General features: G+C 56.7%; 16 protein-coding genes. 5 read left to right on the top strand and 11 right to left on the bottom strand.

What is annotated here, in order from left to right:
- The 3 genes from AB1L30_RS02265 to AB1L30_RS02255 form a co-directional block, all read left to right on the top strand.
- On the top strand, nucleotides 1–318 hold a 318-nt coding region (locus AB1L30_RS02265; protein WP_367011709.1), incomplete at its 5' end, for a hypothetical protein.
- Between the two features lie 43 nt (nucleotides 319–361).
- A complete protein-coding gene (locus tag AB1L30_RS02260; protein WP_367011708.1) occupies nucleotides 362–769 on the top strand; it encodes a hypothetical protein in 408 nt (135 codons plus the stop codon).
- A gap of 91 nt (nucleotides 770–860) precedes the next feature.
- On the top strand, nucleotides 861–1,808 hold the full coding sequence (locus AB1L30_RS02255) for a class I SAM-dependent methyltransferase (RefSeq protein WP_367011706.1): 948 nt from the start codon (nucleotides 861–863) through the stop codon (nucleotides 1,806–1,808).
- Between the two features lie 19 nt (nucleotides 1,809–1,827).
- Here the strand turns inward: AB1L30_RS02255 and AB1L30_RS02250 are convergent, their stop codons facing one another.
- The 5 genes from AB1L30_RS02250 to AB1L30_RS02230 all read right to left on the bottom strand — a co-directional run bounded on the left by AB1L30_RS02250 (nucleotide 1,828) and on the right by AB1L30_RS02230 (nucleotide 5,036).
- Nucleotides 1,828–3,084, bottom strand: a complete 1,257-nt coding sequence (locus AB1L30_RS02250; protein ID WP_367011705.1) for a hypothetical protein — start codon at nucleotides 3,082–3,084, stop codon at nucleotides 1,828–1,830.
- On the bottom strand, nucleotides 3,081–3,623 hold the full coding sequence (locus tag AB1L30_RS02245; RefSeq protein WP_367011704.1) for an RNA polymerase sigma factor: 543 nt from the start codon (nucleotides 3,621–3,623) through the stop codon (nucleotides 3,081–3,083). The genes AB1L30_RS02250 and AB1L30_RS02245 overlap by 4 nt, the downstream gene beginning before the upstream one ends.
- An 86-nt stretch (nucleotides 3,624–3,709) precedes the next feature.
- Entirely contained in the window at nucleotides 3,710–3,982 is a 273-nt protein-coding gene (locus tag AB1L30_RS02240; RefSeq protein WP_367011703.1) for a hypothetical protein, read from the bottom strand.
- A 3-nt stretch (nucleotides 3,983–3,985) separates the two neighbouring features.
- A complete protein-coding gene (locus tag AB1L30_RS02235; protein WP_367011701.1) occupies nucleotides 3,986–4,396 on the bottom strand; it encodes a hypothetical protein in 411 nt (136 codons plus the stop codon).
- Between the two features lie 49 nt (nucleotides 4,397–4,445).
- Nucleotides 4,446–5,036, bottom strand: a complete 591-nt coding sequence (locus AB1L30_RS02230; protein ID WP_367011700.1) for a nucleoside triphosphate pyrophosphatase — start codon at nucleotides 5,034–5,036, stop codon at nucleotides 4,446–4,448.
- Between the two features lie 22 nt (nucleotides 5,037–5,058).
- Between AB1L30_RS02230 and AB1L30_RS02225 the strand changes: the two genes are divergently transcribed.
- Complete coding sequence (locus tag AB1L30_RS02225) at nucleotides 5,059–5,724, top strand: RluA family pseudouridine synthase (RefSeq protein WP_367011698.1); 666 nt, start codon at nucleotides 5,059–5,061, stop codon at nucleotides 5,722–5,724.
- A gap of 226 nt (nucleotides 5,725–5,950) precedes the next feature.
- A complete protein-coding gene (locus tag AB1L30_RS02220; RefSeq protein WP_345085341.1) occupies nucleotides 5,951–7,255 on the top strand; it encodes a serine/threonine-protein kinase in 1,305 nt (434 codons plus the stop codon).
- A gap of 16 nt (nucleotides 7,256–7,271) precedes the next feature.
- On the opposite strand, the gene AB1L30_RS02215 is transcribed toward AB1L30_RS02220, so the two are convergent.
- The 6 genes from AB1L30_RS02215 to AB1L30_RS02190 all read right to left on the bottom strand — a co-directional run bounded on the left by AB1L30_RS02215 (nucleotide 7,272) and on the right by AB1L30_RS02190 (nucleotide 16,576).
- A complete protein-coding gene (locus tag AB1L30_RS02215; protein ID WP_367011697.1) occupies nucleotides 7,272–8,762 on the bottom strand; it encodes a hypothetical protein in 1,491 nt (496 codons plus the stop codon).
- 80 nt (nucleotides 8,763–8,842) lie between these two features.
- The gene (locus AB1L30_RS02210; RefSeq protein WP_367011696.1) at nucleotides 8,843–11,188 is read right to left on the bottom strand and encodes an ABC transporter substrate-binding protein; all 2,346 of its coding nucleotides are present in this window, start codon (nucleotides 11,186–11,188) and stop codon (nucleotides 8,843–8,845) included.
- A complete protein-coding gene (locus tag AB1L30_RS02205) occupies nucleotides 11,185–14,598 on the bottom strand; it encodes a PQQ-binding-like beta-propeller repeat protein (protein WP_367011695.1) in 3,414 nt (1,137 codons plus the stop codon). Before AB1L30_RS02205 ends, AB1L30_RS02210 begins: the two co-directional genes overlap by 4 nt.
- A gap of 62 nt (nucleotides 14,599–14,660) precedes the next feature.
- Nucleotides 14,661–15,371, bottom strand: a complete 711-nt coding sequence (locus AB1L30_RS02200; RefSeq protein ID WP_367011693.1) for a biopolymer transporter ExbD — start codon at nucleotides 15,369–15,371, stop codon at nucleotides 14,661–14,663.
- Nucleotides 15,371–15,880 (bottom strand): biopolymer transporter ExbD, encoded by a 510-nt coding sequence (locus tag AB1L30_RS02195; protein WP_345085356.1) that lies wholly within the window; start codon nucleotides 15,878–15,880, stop codon nucleotides 15,371–15,373. The genes AB1L30_RS02200 and AB1L30_RS02195 overlap by 1 nt, the downstream gene beginning before the upstream one ends.
- Nucleotides 15,881–15,898: 18 nt before the next feature.
- On the bottom strand, nucleotides 15,899–16,576 hold the full coding sequence (locus tag AB1L30_RS02190) for a MotA/TolQ/ExbB proton channel family protein (RefSeq protein ID WP_345085358.1): 678 nt from the start codon (nucleotides 16,574–16,576) through the stop codon (nucleotides 15,899–15,901).
- Nucleotides 16,577–16,597: the final 21 nt, after the last annotated feature.

Raw genomic sequence — 16,597 nt, 5'->3', positions numbered from 1 at the left:
ACACCTGTTCCCTTTCCGAACACAGCAGTTAAGCACAACCAGCCGATGATAGTGCCCACCAGTGCGAAAGTAGGTATCGCCGGATTCATTTACACTTCAAAGCCCCGTTCATACGAACGGGGCTTTTTTGTTGCGCTGATGGGTGTTCAAACCGATTCTTTTCGCTCGAATCGCCTTCGGCGAGGTCAATCCAGCTCCGGCGATTTGAGATCGCTTTTAAATCTGCGCAACATCTCTCCGCCAGGGGTTTCTTCCGGTTCTTCGGGCCAGTACAACAGACAGAAATCGATCCCGATTCTGAATGGGGAATGTCGATGAGTGATCTGGAAGGTTTGCTGTTCACGCTTAAGGATTCGCATCCATGTTTTCGCCTCAACATCGCCAGGCCCGATTCGGCGGCGCGCAGAAAGTTGTCCTGATTGTCTTGGCCGCCGTCGGTGGCTTGGCGTTGGTCGGATGTCTTTCGTGCGGCGGACTGGCTTGGTTCGGCTGGAGCGCCGGTATGGAAGCGATCGCGACCGAGGTCCGTTCCAAATATGGGGACAACCCAGCGATTCAGGAACACATCGGCGAAATCGAAGGCTTCAGCATGAACTTCACCAAGAGCCAGCAAGCTCGTGAAGAGTACGGTAATGATGACGTTCTTCTGTTCGACATCTCCGGTCCGAAGGGAAGTGGCGAAATGATCATCGAACGCCAACGAGGCACCAAAGGCTTCAGTGGCGCGATTCTCCGTACCGAAAACGGCGAGGAGTTCGATCTCGACTAGGCGAAAATGGCCGCCTGACCATTAATTGCGACCTATCCTTGTGGCGATCTCTAGATCTTCATCGCCCCCGTCGCCCAAGGACTTGCCGAAAATGGCCGCTACCCTCGATTGGCAGATTATTGCTTGCCCTAAATGCCATAGCGATATGGAGTTACGTGGCGAAACAGCAGTTTGCACGGGAGAAGATTGCCATACGCAGTTCCCGACAACCGAGGGTGTTCCGATCCTGGTCCGCGAAGACAATAGTATCTTCGATACCCAGCAATTCTTGCGAAAAGAAGACACCTTCTTCCGTTCGATCCCCAAATGGCGGGAATGGATCAGCCACAACATTCCGGATGTGTCGCTGAACGTCAACGCGGAGAAGAATGCCCGGAAGCTGCTCGATCTACTCAAAAACCGACCAGGCAAAGCCCGCGTTTTGGTGGTGGGCGGGGGTGTGATCGGTGCTGGACTCGGGGACGCGCTTCACGATGCCAATATTGAATGGGTCGAGACCGACGTTTCTTGGGGACCGCAAACCCAAATCATCTGCGATGCCCACGACTTGCCATTTCATGATGGCTCGTTCGATGCGGTCATCGTCCAGGCCGTGCTCGAACATGTCGTTGATCCGCTTCGTTGCGTCAACGAGATTTATCGCGTGCTGAAAGATGACGGCGTCGTCTATGCCGACACCCCTTTCATTCAACAGGTCCATGGCCGGCAGTACGATTTCACTCGGTTCACCCGTTTGGGACATCGACGCCTGTTCCGCCATTTTGAAGAAATCGATAGCGGGATTAGCTGCGGCCCTGGCGTCGCGTTGGCCTGGTCGCTGCGCTACTTTTTGCTCAGCTTCTTTTCTTCGCAGCGGATGCGAGGAATCGTCAGCTTCGGTTCGCGGATTTCGTTCTTCTGGCTGAAGTACTTCGACTACTACCTCGCCCGCAAAAAGCAGGCACTCGATGCCGCCTCGGCATTTTTCTTCCTGGGAAGAAAAAGCCCAATCATTTTGTCCGATCGAGAACTACTCTCGGACTACCAAGGCGGCTTCTAAGCAAGCGGTCGGTTGCTAATTAAGGCCGAGCCAAAATAATCTGGGCGACCTTGTCTTCCAGCAAGATGAATCTGATTCTCTTCGCGGCGTAGCCCAAATCCTGCAGGACCGGATGCTGCGGCGAATTTTTTTGAGGTGCGTCAGGCTCGCCATACGCTGCGATGACTTGCTCGCGCGTCGAATCGATTCGAATTCCTTCTTCGGTTCGGCCAGGGAATGGATTCTTTTGCAAGTTCGCTGCGTCGGCCGGGTTCGCAATGATCATCCCCAACTTGTCGGGCTCACGGCCGGTTAAAACTAATTGCATCCCCAGCGAAGGGTAGCAAAGGTAGTCGTTCAATAGCGTGAATTCTGGCTCGCCAAATTCCGCGACAATCTCGGCGCGGGTCGCTCCGAATTGAATTTTCCCGATTCCTATCCCTGGCTTCAAGACCAAATCCATTTCTTCCGCCGCGTCGGAAGAGATCGGAGGCGCAAGCTGCTGGTCTCCTAACCTCTGATATCCCTCAGGAATCTTCGCAACTACAGTCGAAGCGTCGATCGAAGTATCAAACTTGATCTCGTCGAATACAAAGATCGACTCCGGGTTGGTTTCTAAAACAACTTTCAATCGGACCGGCAATTCGGTCTCGGCATCGGACCAGACCTGTACTTTGGCCGGAACCTGGTCGTCAGGCTTCATTCCCCAAAGAAACTTGCCTGACAAACCGGAAAAATGTTTTCCGGTCAGCGTGACGTAATCTTCGATCGGTTCGGTTCCTGAGTCCGCCAATTTTTGGATCAACGAGACGATGTCGGTCGAAACCAGGGTGTTGCTGGCTGAAAGCACGTAAGCAATTTTGTTGGCGTGATCGAGTTGGACTGCTTTGGCCGATCCCACTTCGCCAAACAATTCGCTTCTGCCATCGGTCGAAATGAAACGCTGTTTGCCTTCGACCGACGTCAAAAGGCCTTGGGCTTCGTCGAAATCAACTTTTGCTTGAAAAGTTTTCGTGGCAACGATCTTCTTCAACACGTCCGCCAAAGCCACTTTGGGTGCTTCCATCGATCGCCAAACAAAGAATCCCAACAAGACCAACACGCTGGCGGCCAAGATGAAGCGAAAGATTCTTTGCTCTTCGTGCTGTTGCGATGCGGGGAAGGGGAGTTCGCTTCGATTGTTCTCAATTTTTTCGAGCACTCCGATCGGCACCGAACTCACCGGAGCGTCCTTCATGGCCTGGGTTGCCAGCTCCAGCAGGTCGCGATCAGGCTTCGATTCAATATCGTGGTTCATGACACGCTCCTTTTCCGGGGGGCATATTCCGAAAGCTGTTCCCGCAACATGATTCGCGCCCGATGAAGCAGCACGCCGAGGTGATTAACGGTGATCCCCATCACTTCGGCCGCTTCTTGGTGAGAAAGATCTTCGATCGCCGTCAAAATAAAAACGCTGGCCTGGTCGTTGGTCAGGTGGGTAATTGCCTCGCGTAACGCTTCACGAAGTTCTTCCGCTTCTAGCTGACGACCTGGAAGCAAGCTCTTCGTCGCGATGGTTTCGTCGAGGTCGGCTAAATCCGTGCGATTTCGCTCCCGAATCCTGCGGCGGACGAGATCGATCGCGCGGCTTGTGGCGATGCGTTTTAAGAGAGCTGCCGCCGAACGAACCGATTCTTTTCGCTCGTGTTCGACGTATTCGAGAAATGTTTGCTGCAAACAATCGGCCGCGTCGTGGCCATCATTTCCTAGAATTCGCACGATGACGCCCCACACCGCTTGGGCATGCTGCGTCAAAATTGAATTCTCAGCGGTGATTGAAGGGGGTGGATCGTTCACGAATCAGGCTCCTTACGACTCTGGTCGCCTGACTTTCGATTTCATTACAGACAAGTTTTCGATTTCTTGCGACTGACCGATCGGTTTTAGCCAGGTCCGACCGTTTGAAAGACATCGGAGACCCACCACTCGATGTATTCTTCCATGGGGCTCCAATGTCCCCACGCCAAAAGCGGGTAATACAGATAAATCGCGCCGTAGAAAAAATTCCAGCCGGTTAACTCGCGAAGCCAAAACGCGATTCCCAAGACAGGGCCGACGCTCAGCACATAGAGAATTGGCACGATTACCACGGCTGCGGCGGCCCATCGCCACGATTCGTGAATCGTTATCGGCGAATTTCCTTCGGCCTCGCTCATTTTTCAAGTCTCACGCACCGCAGCCGCGGCAGACCAAGTCTCTTGCGGCGGAATCACAATCGGTCCGCGAAGATGTCGCAGGATGGTCATCATCAATCCCATGCCGAACCAAACCAGCCAGCAACATGCGAGCGCCGGAAAGATTCCCCAACCGATGGCAAACACAATGCAAGGACTCATCGCCAGGCCAAGTAGCACAAGCCCGGTGGAAACTTGCGATTTACGCGTCGGCGATCGTTGCCAGTTGGCGGCGGGGGCATTTTCGATTCCGCCGCGAATGGCAAGGGCGACGACGGCACCCCAGATAATTGCCAGGCCGATCAATTCCCAATAGCCAGACAGTCCGAGAGAAACGAACACGACCGCATCGATACCGCGAACCAGAAACGGTTGAGCCAGTTGGGTAATTTTCATGAGTCGACCTCCTGTGTTGGATCGATCCTCACGCGCCGCAGGGGTCAAGTCAAACAGATTCGCCCATTTGAATCAGCATCCGCGAAAGAAGTTCCATCGGCAAGCCAACGACATTCGACAAACTTCCTTCGTCGATTTGCACCCAGCCGGTCCGATCTTGAATGCCGAAGGCACCTGCCTTGCCTTCCCACAAGCCAGAATCGAGATACTCTTCAATCGCTTCGTCCGACAGTGCTGCCATCCGCACCACGGTTTGATCGACGTCGACCAATACATGGTTTTCGGGGCGTCGCCACAAACAAATGGCGGACCAGACGTAATGATCCTGGCCGCGAAGGGTCTGCAAGATTTCGCGAGCATGGTCTCGATCGCGAGGTTTGCCCAACGGCTGGCCGTTAAGTTCTGCCAACGTATCGCCTGCTAGAATAAGGCCTGACTCGACCCGCGGTGCGACGTCGGCCGCCTTTTCCTGAGCGATTCGTAAAACCGATTCCCGCGGTGATTCGTCTGCCCGAGGAGGCGTTTCAGCATGATCGTTCGGAACGATTACCGTAACATCGTAGCCTGCCTCCTTTAACAGGAGTTGTCGTCGAGGAGATTGGCTGGCCAAAATGAGAGAGCCTGCGAAGTTCGCCATCATCGATTCACCAGAAAGATCTGCGTTGCCTCCCTTAGAAGTCCTTTACGAAGATAACCACCTCATCGCGATTGCGAAACCAGCGGACCTGCCCACCATGGGGGTCAGCGATGGCGAAGAGAGCGCGGTCACCCAGGTCAAAGCTTACTTGAAGGAGAAGTATGACAAACCTGGCAACGTGTTCTTAGGCGTCGTTAGCCGATTGGACCGGATGGTGACCGGCGTGTTGATTTTCGCGCGAACTTCGAAGGCAGCCAAGCGTCTCAGCGAACAGTTCCGGGCTCGCTCGACCGAGAAGACCTATCGCGCGATCGTTTCCGGTACGGGAGTCGTCGAAACGGGAACCCTTCGCGATTGGATTCGTAAAGACGAAAAGAACCATCGCATGGTTGCCTCGCGAAATCAGGTTGGCGACGGGCAAAAAGCGGAGCTCGAGATCGATTCGGTCGAAGAAGCCCAGCGCGGCTATTTGCTGAAAATCAAATTGATCACCGGGCGAAAGCACCAGATTCGCGTGCAGCTGGCCAGCCGCCGCCTCCCTATATTAGGTGACCGAAAATATGGCAGTCCCGACCCGTTTCCAGAGGGAATTGCCCTACATGCCGCCCAACTGGTCCTTCAACATCCGGTTACTCGACAAAACCTGACCATCAGCAGCCCGATTCCCAGTAGCTGGCGGAAGTTCCTGTGAAACCTATGCTTACGGGCTGCCGAATGACAACGATACGCAGGGGAATTTCGTATTTTGACGAAATTATGGCTAGCGAAGCCTCCCCTAAAACCACGCTCGAAAGCTAAAATAACAAAGCCTCAAGCCTCTTCTATCGATCTGTACGGTGCCCAGCTCTCAAACGAAGAAATTCCGAGATTCCGCGCTTGCCAGTGGCCTTGTGACTGCAAAGCAGCTCGAGGACGCCATGAAGACGCTGCGCGAAGGCTCGCTGAAGCACGAGTTCTCGGACGACGAGCTTTCCGAGTTCATGGTCAACTCGAAGCTGCTCACCCAATACCAGGCCGATCAACTCTCGAAAGGCTTGAGCAAATTGACCCTTGGCCCTTACGTCATCACCGACTGGATTGGCCAGGGGGGCATGGGTCAGGTCTTCAAAGCCGAACATAACTTCATGGGTCGCGAAGTCGCCATCAAGGTGCTTCCCCAACAGCGATCGACGCCAGAAGCGATCGGGCGGTTTCTCCGCGAGATTCGCATGCAGGCCCAGCTGGATCATGCCAACCTGGTGCGTGCTTACGACGCCGGTCAGGATGGTAACGTTCATTTTCTGGTGACCGAATATGTTCCCGGGACCGACCTTCGCCGGCTGGTACGTGCCAAAGGGCATTTGAATCAGCACCAGGCAGCCAGCATCGTATCCCAGGCAGCTCGCGGTTTGGCCTATGCCCATGAAAAGAAGCTCATTCACCGCGACGTCAAACCAGGCAACATCCTGGTGACTCGTGACGGCACCTCGAAGGTTTCGGACCTTGGGCTGGCCGACTTCATGAATGACAATTCCGAGGAATCGAAGCTTGGCAAGATTGTCGGCACGATCGATTACCTCGCCCCCGAACAAATTCGAGACCCGCACGACGTTTCGGCCAAGTGGGACATCTACTCGCTCGGCTGTACCTTCTATTACGCACTGACCGGCAAGGTTCCTTTCCCGGGCGGCAATGTGAAGGACAAGGCACGACGTCACTGTGAAGAGCCGCCGCTCCATCCGCATCGGTTCAATCCGAACATCGATCGCGAGCTGGTCGAAATCATCGCCGAGATGATGGAGAAAGATCCTCTCCGTCGTATTGCGTCCGCCAGCGAAGTAGTGGCCCGGCTCGAACCGTGGGCTTCCGATCATCGCGCGACCGACTTCACCGGGCAACCGATCAAATCGGCCTGGCAGCCGCCGCCGCCCGTTTATACCGGAGTCGAATCGGCGCGATTGAACGATACCGAAGTTGGCTCGAACGTCTACGAATTGTCGGAATCGGGTTCGGAACAACCGAGTCAGTATTCGCAGTCGACGGTTCAATCGTTGATGGCCGATCAAGACACGAAGACGATTCGTGATTCACGAAGATCGGGCACCATTCCGCCACCAATTCCGATCGTCACGCGGTATACCCGTCGCGAGAAGCAATTGATCATGGCGCTCGTATTTGGGCTGCCAGCCTCGGCCATCTTTGGGGCAATCGTCGCTTACGTCGCGACGATTATCAGCCAATAGCCGATCGTCGCGGCCTCTAGGGCTGCGTCGCGTTCTTTTTCGCGGCTTCCAGATCGCGGGCCAGCTTGCCTTCGACCAGCAGCGACTTGTCCTGAGCCACCAGACGTTGTCCTTTCTCGAACAACTGATCGATTCGCCGCTTGATCGTTGGATCGAGCTTGTTGTCTTTCAGGAATTGCCCCTTGGCGGTTCGCAGATCGAAGGCCAACTCGTTGACCGTGCGGCCTGACCGCAGTGCTGCCAGCCAGCGTTCGGCTTCTTCGATTTCCCCTTCTTCAATCTTGCGTTCGACACGCTGCGACAGAATCTGCCGGCGAGCCATCGTATCGATCAGCTGATCACGCCAACCTTCGACAAAACCTTCCGCCAACAACCGCGGACCATCGTTCGTGATCCGGGCCGTGGTCGACTGCTCGAAGCCAGGCACAACCGGTAAACGAGCCAGCAGATTGCCACCACTCCGAACGTACAGCAAGCGTACGCTGTTCTTCGGGTCGTTGGGAATGACCACTTTGCCGTTAGCATCCGAGGCCCCGACCAGTTCCGGGCCATCGGCGTTCTTGGCGTAGATTTCGTAACCGGCGAGCGGTGTGTCTTCGGAAGTCTTGTCGACCAGCTTCAACGTCGTCGCGTCGAACAGCGGCCGGATGCCAATCGCCAGACGCTGCGTTCGCACGTTGCGCCGACCTGGCATCGCCTGACTGTATCCCGACACCATCGAGCCCTTCAGTTGCAGGCCATCGTTTTCTTCGCAGCGGATATAAGTCCATGGCATGAACACGATGCCATTGGCAACCAGGTTTCCCTGGCGATCGTTACGGCGCAGCACCGGCTGCAAAGCTTCGCCAGGACCAATCATTCCAGGCACCGTTTCGGGAAGTGGGCTTTCCGAAGGAGCCGCCGCCGGCAACGCTTCCCAATCGACCTCGGTATCTTCCGCAGGTGGAATCTGACCGACCGCTTCGCTCCAGCGCTGCGTTCGGCTGATTGCCTCTTCTTCGACCAACGTCGCTCCGCGAGCGGTCAACGTGATGTTCGATTTCTGCACTTCGTTAACCCGAGCCAGCGGAGCAAACTTGGCGTAGCTCAAACGCAGGATCGCGGACGAAACCAATTCTCGCTGTTGGACCGATGCCTCGTGCACAGCACCAAACGACTGGGTCAGGCTATCGAACTCGCGAAAGCGAATCTTCCAGTCCCCATCCAGTTCCAGTGAAATCAGATGCACGCGATCGCACTGGTAAGGTTCGATCCCCAGTTCTTTCAGTTGCTCGGCGAACCGAGCCGGATCGGCCGATTCGCTCATCCAGCGGCGTAAGGGGAGGGGAGCCATTTGATAACTGGTCCGCATCACGGCGCCGCTGGTGGCATAACCTTGCTGCTGCAGGCGATCGCCCAGTCGCGTGACGAAGCCATCGTCGACGTGGCACGACGCATCCGGTTCGATCCAGACCTGGGTTCGATACGGATCAATTTCCCAGGGAAGCGGATCCGCCCCGACGGCCATGCTCGTTCCACACAGCAGCAGCACGCATGCCCACGCGCAACGAACTCGAGTTTTCAACGGTGCGTTCATAGTGGGAAACTTCAATTCTTCACCACGTCCAGTGCAGGGGCGACATCCCAGCGTTCGACCTGCTGGAACAGACTGATGGGTTGATAACCAACGCCCCCCAGCGAGCGCCGGTAGACGAAGTAATCTTGCGTTTGAAACAGTGGCAGGATCAACAAGTCGTCGTGAGCCAATCGATGCAAAGACCAGAAACGCTCGCGAACTTCCTGCCAACTTTGCGATTCGCCAAGTTGGCGAAGTGCCAGTTGGAAGTATTGTCGTTGATGCACCAATGGCACGTACTGATCAAACATCCGCGGCACATCGATCAGTGGCTCGGCGATTTGAATTTCTGCGTACAGCAGATCGACGCCTGCTTCGGCCGGGCTGGTGATTTCAGGGCTAACCACCTTCAGTTCGCATGGCAGACCGATCCGTTTCAGGTACTGAGCAATCGACAAGCAGGTTTGGCTCGAAATCTCGGAGTTCGGGTGACCAATCACCAGTTTGTCGAGCGGGATCAACGCTTGCTTGAGCTCTTCGGCCTGCTTTCGCATCTCGCCGGATGCAATCGCGCGGAGGGCGATACTCATCTGCGGTGCGTATTCGCGAGGTTCGATCGACGGATCGTAACCATACGCGACCGGGTCCTCCAGGTTCATCCCGACCGGGATCGGTGCACTCACCACGGCACATCCTTCCAGATCTTCGCCGGCCAGCAATCGCGAATGCAGGATGTCTTGCCGATTGATTCCGTACAGCACACCACGGCGGAAGTCGCGATTCTGTAGGTAAGGGTTATCGAGGTTCGGCACCAGAATATGCATGGTTGGTGCCCGGTAGTGATCGACCACCAGGTCATCCGGCGTTTCGACCAGCAACTGCTTGGCGGTCGCCGGATCGAGTCGGTCGACCATGTGAACTTCGCCCGCGTTGAGCGCCGACATGGCATCGGCTGAAGATGCAAAGGGGAGCATCTGGATCTCGCTCGGCGGCAACTTGGCGGAAGCTTTGAAATCTTCAGCCGGCACAAAGGCATGCCCTTCATCTTGGAAGGTCGCTTCGCGAAACGGTCCGTTCTGCGGCACCGGGAACTTCGAGACATCTCCCTTGCGAGGGACGAACCCGAACAACGCTTCCGGGCGAACGTGCGGCAATCGCAATCGCAGATCGACCTGGCGAACCTCACGCACGGCAAGGTCTTCGATCAGTGGCGTCAGTCGCGCGACGATCGGATCGTTTTGCGAGGCGGGATCTTGCAGTTGTCGCGAAAGATCGAAGCCGGTGACCGGCGTCAAACGATCACGCATGACCACCGTCATCTCGAAACGATCGGTCGGCCGCAGCATCGTTCCGAATGGCGAGATGTATTCACCACCTTCCGGTCCATAGCCGACGATCTCGGAAAGATCGCGATAGATCAGCCGTTTGTTGCGGCGACCACTGAGCGTTAACGTCGAGTGCGGTGGGGTCGCTTCCCCAGGAGCAAGCGTGGCGATTCGGACTTGCGGATAACGCCGGATCAACTCGTTGAGTTGCTCTTTACCGTTAGGAATCTCCGGATCGATCGAGAGTGCCATTTCCGTCGCACTCAAGGCCGAGCGGTAATCTTTTTGCTGGATCTGTTGGCGAGCGATCTTCATTTCGGACTCGGCTCGCTGAGCGATTTCGGCCCGCCACTTGTTGATGCTCTCCTCAAACGCCTTGCCGTAAAGCTTCTCGAACCGGTCGATCAATTGCCGGGCCGATTCCCAGTTCTCGGCATCGATCTGCCCTTGAACGAGACGTTGGCCAACACTTTGAATCGACGTGTCGAGATTACGTCGATTCGGATACTTTCGGCGAGCTTCCTCCAGCATGCCGAGCGCTTCATCGAGTGCCCCAGACTGGAATCGTTCGAGGGCATTCTGCACGAGCAACTCTTCCAAGATCGCATCGATGCCTGGGTAGTTGGCGTATTCGTTCTTCAGCCGCTGCAAATAGCGAAAGCTAAGGTCGAAGTCCTTTGCCTGAAGTTGCGAACGTGCTTCGTCGAGCAGCAACTGCGGGAACTGCTGATAGCGTTTGACGTTTCGCCACGAGATCGCGAACTGACGTCCAGGAACATCGACCAATTCGATCGTCAGGTTGCCGGTTGGGGTTCCGCTTGGAGGGCGACCGCCAGGAAAGACCTGCGGTTTGATCCGCACCGGCTTACCATCTTTAGCCGTGTCGACCAGCACCAGATCGTACGGCTGGCGTTCGAGTAGCGGCTTGGTCATTTCGACCGGGATCTTCTCTTCTTTCGGCTTCTCTTCCTGGGCGAAGACCATGCTGGTCCCCAGCAGCCCGAACAGAGCCAGCCAGGTGAGAACGCTTGTTTGTTGGGTGAGCGATTTCACTGGATCAGATCCTCCACTGGAATGCCGTGAAGGGTTCCGTCGAAACCGTGTGCCCACAGTTCGCCGTTGAAGTACGAAATGCCTTCGCCCAGCGGTTCGCCGATATCGAACTGCGAGGTTGGCTGCCCCGTTTCCGCGTTGATCAACCAAAGCTCTCCCTGGCTGAACGAAACGGCCAGCATATTGCCGACCATGATCGGGGTGCTGGCCATCGTGCGACCTTCCAGCGGACATTTCCAAGCGACCGAGAAGTCATCTCGGATCGCGACCAGGCCATCTTCCGAGGTCGCACAGTAAACGCGACCATCGACGGCATGGGGTGCCCAGACAACGTCGCCCGCGATGGCGATCGGCTCTTGTTCGGCGAGTTCCGGCAGTTGGAACAACCGCAGATACTCTTGGCCATCCTTCGCTCCGACGCCCACCAGCATCAGTCCGGCGGCGGCGATCGGCCCGGTCATCGGCTCTTCCAGTTCAATCTGATCGAGCGCGGTCAGGTAAGGCTCGGGGCTCGTCTCGACGCCGAGGCGGAACATTCTCGCTTTACCGTCACTCAGCACGACCGAAGGAACCGAGCCGGCCACATTCGCTGGCGACGACCATTGAATGAGTTCGCCGAACTCCAGCTTCGGCTGGAACGGCTGCACGTCGGCAGCGCCGGTCTTTGGATCGACCACCATGATCTGTCCCATTTTGGTAGGCACCAACACTTGTTGATTCCAAACCGAGGGGACCGTGGCTCGCGGCGTAACCGGGATCTCCCAGCTCACGATTCGCGAAATCACTTTGCCACCACCCATGCCGATGGTTAACGCTCGGTTCTGGCCATCAGGCGGATAGAAGACGTGGGTTGTGTCGTCGACTTTGTCACCGGAAGCAAACTGATAGTTCTGCGTGGTGACGTCCAGCTTCAGCTCTGGATTATCGAGGATCTCAATCGATCCGAGCTTACCTTTTGGCAGCGGGAAAACACTTCCCCGGGTCGTGACGACCAGCGGGGTTGGGGCTCCCTTCAGCTCGAAGGCTTGGCCAGCCGTTGGAGCGCCGACAGTGGTCTTCCAGATCTTATCGAGCCGATTGCCTCCGATCCGTTGAGCCTGCACCACGAAGCCATCGGCGTCGGGGTTACGTCGAGCCGAGATAATCTGATCGCCACGAATCAGCGGCGGAGCAACGAACGTGTCGCCGTCGTGATCGACCATCTTTCGGACGACCGAACCTCGCGAGAGCTGCATCACGTAACGGGTCATGCGGCGACCGCACACCCACAGCATGCCGCGATCGACCGCAGCGAAACCGATGATTGGTTCCGAACTATCCGACTTCGTGGCCGCGACCAATCGAGCCGGAACCTCCTTGGCAGCGGTGTTCACTTCGTAAACGAGCACTTCGCCGCGATCGTTGGTCGCGATCAATCGCGAATCGGAAATGATCGGAGGAACGAGGATCTGTCCCGACTGGCGAACGACATCTTGAACCAGCTTTGCCTCGCCACCGGCGGCGTTCACATTGAAGACATGCACGAAGCTGTATTCCAGCCCGGCGTTCTCGAACAGGAACATATGCCGCAGCGTGCCGGTGGGTTCGACGGGAATCGCCCCTGTTTCGTGACCGATCGGCACCACTTCGGTGCAGCTCAAATCATCAGGCGAAAGCACGAACAAGTTCGAATGCTCGGCGACGGCAAACACGGCGCTGACATCGGCCAGCATCCCCAGCGGAGCCGAAACTTTCTGCGGCAACTGGACCGCCTTCATCACTTCGCCGGTCTCTTTCGAGAGCTTCCAGACCTTGCCGTCCGCTTCGACCGCCAGCAATGCGTTCTCGAACACCTTGGGGCGGAAGAGTGTGCTGGCGAACTCTTGCCGCCATGCCACTTTGCCGGTGCGAGCGTTGATCGCCAGCAGTTGCCCTTCGGCAGCGTCGATCAAAGCGACCATCGGTTGGCCATCGTCGGCCACCCACGAAACCGCTTGAGCGTTCTCGGCCATGCCCACGTAGCGTCGCCACAGCATGCGTCCCGAATCGAGTTCGATGGCATAAGCCGCACCATCGAGACGGAAGGTAACTACTTCCGAGTCTTCCGAGGCAGGCAGCATCGGCTCTCGTTGAACGTACGTGACTTGAGCCAACGGATTGGCCATATCGGCGTCGCCGGCGATCGCCATCGGGAAGGTTTCGATTGGCTTGACCTGATCTGCCAGTGTCATTGCCGCTTTCGACACCGCCGCGACCAAACCTTCGTCAGTTCGCAGGGCAGGGTACGAATCGAGCAAAGTTCGACGAAGTTGATACACTTCCTGGAACTTGCCATTGGCCGTGTTGGCTTCAATTTGCGTGAGTGCTTCGTTGCGGGCTCGGTCGCGATCGACATCGCGGCGGACACGCACCAGGTTCATGGCGATCGTTTCGATCTTCTGCTGCTGCGTTTCACGCATCGAGGTCGGCATGTAAACCGGATCGTTGACCAACGCCATCGCTTCGTCCGCCAGGTTAGCAAGACGTTCTTTCTCGTCGACGGCGCCACTCTTCTGAGCGTTTTCGGCCAAGCCGGTGGCAATCTCCGGCAAGATCGAAGCCAACTCCGGTCGAGCTTCCTCGAACGCCGGAAGCTGATTGATTTCCGGCAACACGGTTTGTGTCGTGGTTAAGGCCGATTCCCAGTTGCTGCCACCTTCCACGGCATTCCACAGGGCAGCCATCCCAAGGCGAACTTCCGCCAGCGGTGCACTGGGGTGGTCGGGGAAGCGTTTGACGAACTTGTCGTACTCGGCAGCGGCTTGCACGTACGAGCCACCGCGGTAACTCTTTTCGGCGGCCTGGAACATTTCGTCGCCGCTATCGAATGCCAGCCAGAAGTAGAGCAGGGCACCGACCAGCAGCATCAAGATCAAGCTGCTTCCACCGATCAGCAGCAGGGGCGAATCCCACGGATTGGCTCGGCTGGTCTTCTTTTTGTGACCCTTCTTTTTCTTGTCTTCCGGTTCGCCGTCACCTTTTTCGCCGAACGGGTCATCTTCCGCGGCTGCTTCGTCAGCACCACCCAGGCCAAACGGATCGCCTCCCAAGCCACCTTCCGAAGTCGGAAAGTCGTCGAGCGCGACCATGTCGTCGGCACCGATCTCGGCGATTTCGTCTTCCACCGGATCGGCAGAAACCCATTTCTCTTGAGCACGTCGACGAGCATCGCTGACCGGTAGCGAGTCGGCGGTCACGCCCGAGCGGGCTTCGGCCAGCAGCTTTTTGGCCTGATACTTGGTCAGCCGCTGCTTCTCGAGCAGAAACCGCACCAACTCCTCGATCGACATGTCGAGAGTGCCCGTGCTGAGCTGACGACGAATGGAGGCAATTTGATTGTCCGCCATGTAGTCGTGGGCTTCGATCAGATCGATAAAGTCCGAAATGTTCATCGTTGCTTATGATTTCTTTGCTAGTGAACGTATCTGGTGAGGAGCAGGATGCTAGGCAGACGTCATATGTCTTCCTCGGTCGATGTCAGCCGAATCGAGTCGACGCCGGCGTCAGCACCAGCATCGAGAGCGGCGACGACCTTTTCGTGCAAAGCCTCGACATGAGCGATAACCAGCAGCGTGCGCGGTGGCTGTGCTGGGTTGGATGCGCGAGCTTCGCGAATCTGGCGATACATTTCCTGCTCGCTCGGTGCTTCGCGTTCCTGATCCCACCCCGCACAACTGACGAAGTAGGTATTGAAGGAATCGATCCGCACCGTGATGGTATCGGGATCGTCTTCAGGATCTTCTTGTTCTTGGGCAGCCGCGCTAGGAGCGTTGTCTTTGGGAGCCGGAACTTCCATCGACTTCTGCATCTGGAACGAAGCGGTCACCATGAAGAAGATCAGCAGCAGGAACGTCACGTCGACCATCGGCGTCAGGTCGAGCTCGCCATCCTGGCCATCGCGTTCCTTCTTGAAGACGACCGGCTGTTCCTGGGCAACCACATTTTCCATCTCGCGTGGCTTCGGCTTGGGGGCCACCACCACGTCTTCGGTGGTCAGTTCCATCAACTCTTCCTGGTTGTGCTCGTCACTCAACCGGGCAGGCTTGGGAACTTCCAGACGGGTATCGCAATTCGAGCAATACGTCGTGCCGCCCACCATGTCGACGCTTGCCGAAAGCAAGTCGCCGCACGCTGGGCATCGAAATCGAAAGACGCCATTGCTCATTACTTATCTTGAACCCCCAGGTAAAGGCGTTCGATCGTATCGACCAGCCCTCCGCGCGAAGCGGCCAACGCAATGCGTTCGACTTCGCCATAGGTCACCTTGCCATCCGCTTTGATCAGCAAGTGCCGCTTGGGGACGCCGCTTTCGATCGTGCCGGCAAACGATCGCTCGATGTAGTCGGCGATCAGTTCTTCTTGCCGGTTCAGGTCGGCACCGTCGGCCATGGTTTCGGCCGTGATGCCATCCCCCAAGTAAACCGTCGCGCGACCATTGCTTCCGCTTGGCGTCAACGTGATGACCGCCGAGTCGAGCGACGAGACCGTCGTCCCATTCTTCGCTTCAGGCATCTGAGCAGCCGTTTGCTGCTGCAGGTTCGACGTGACGATGAAGAAGATCAGCAAAAGAAACGTGATATCGATCATCGGGGTGATGTCGAGATCGCCTTCTTCCGGCTTCCGGCGAGCCGGCATGATCTCGCCTTCTTCCAGTTCGACCAGTTCGTTCGACATGGCTCTGTTCCTCTGAGATTACTCGGAGATGACCCCGACCTCTTCAAGTTCGTGCATCGTTTCGGTGGCGATTGCTTCACGAAGCGAACCCATGAACCGTGTCAGACCGACAGCAACCAGGTCTTCCATCTTGCGAATGCGGATGTTGATGCTGTTCAAAGCGAACGTCAGAGGAATTGCGATCACCAGACCAAGGGCGGTGGTGATCAGCGCGAGACTGATGTCGTTCGCCATCGCCCCGGCATCGACTTTGTCGGCAGTGGCCAGCTTGGCGAACGCCCCCATCATACCGGTCACCGTACCGAGCAGACCGACCATCGGAGCACCTTTGATGACCGTGTTGATCCAACTGATGCGATGGTCGAGGTCGGCCAGCACATCGCGTTGGAAGCGTTCGACCACCAACTGCTTGACCTGCGAGTAACCGATCTCGCGGTTCTCGATCGCCAGGTAAGCCAACTGGGGAAGGGCACGCGGGTCCGACTCGCAAAGCTCCGAGGCTTCTTCGAAGTCGCCACGCTCCAGCGGTTCTTCCACCGCTTCCAGAAAAGCATCTTGCTGGGCTTCGCTACGAAACCGCTTCTGAGCGACGCGTGCCCAAACCATGGTCACGCAATAGATGCCCCAGAGTGCAACAAGAGCCAACGCCCCGTACATCGACGTGGCGAAAATGTTTGTAAGTCCGGAAATGTCCATATCTGGTTACCGCTGAATTCG

Origin of the sequence: Bremerella sp. JC817 (genome assembly GCF_040718835.1) — a bacterium.
Classification (GTDB): Bacteria; Planctomycetota; Planctomycetia; order Pirellulales; family Pirellulaceae; genus Bremerella.
This window is presented reverse-complemented; position numbering and strand designations above follow the sequence as displayed.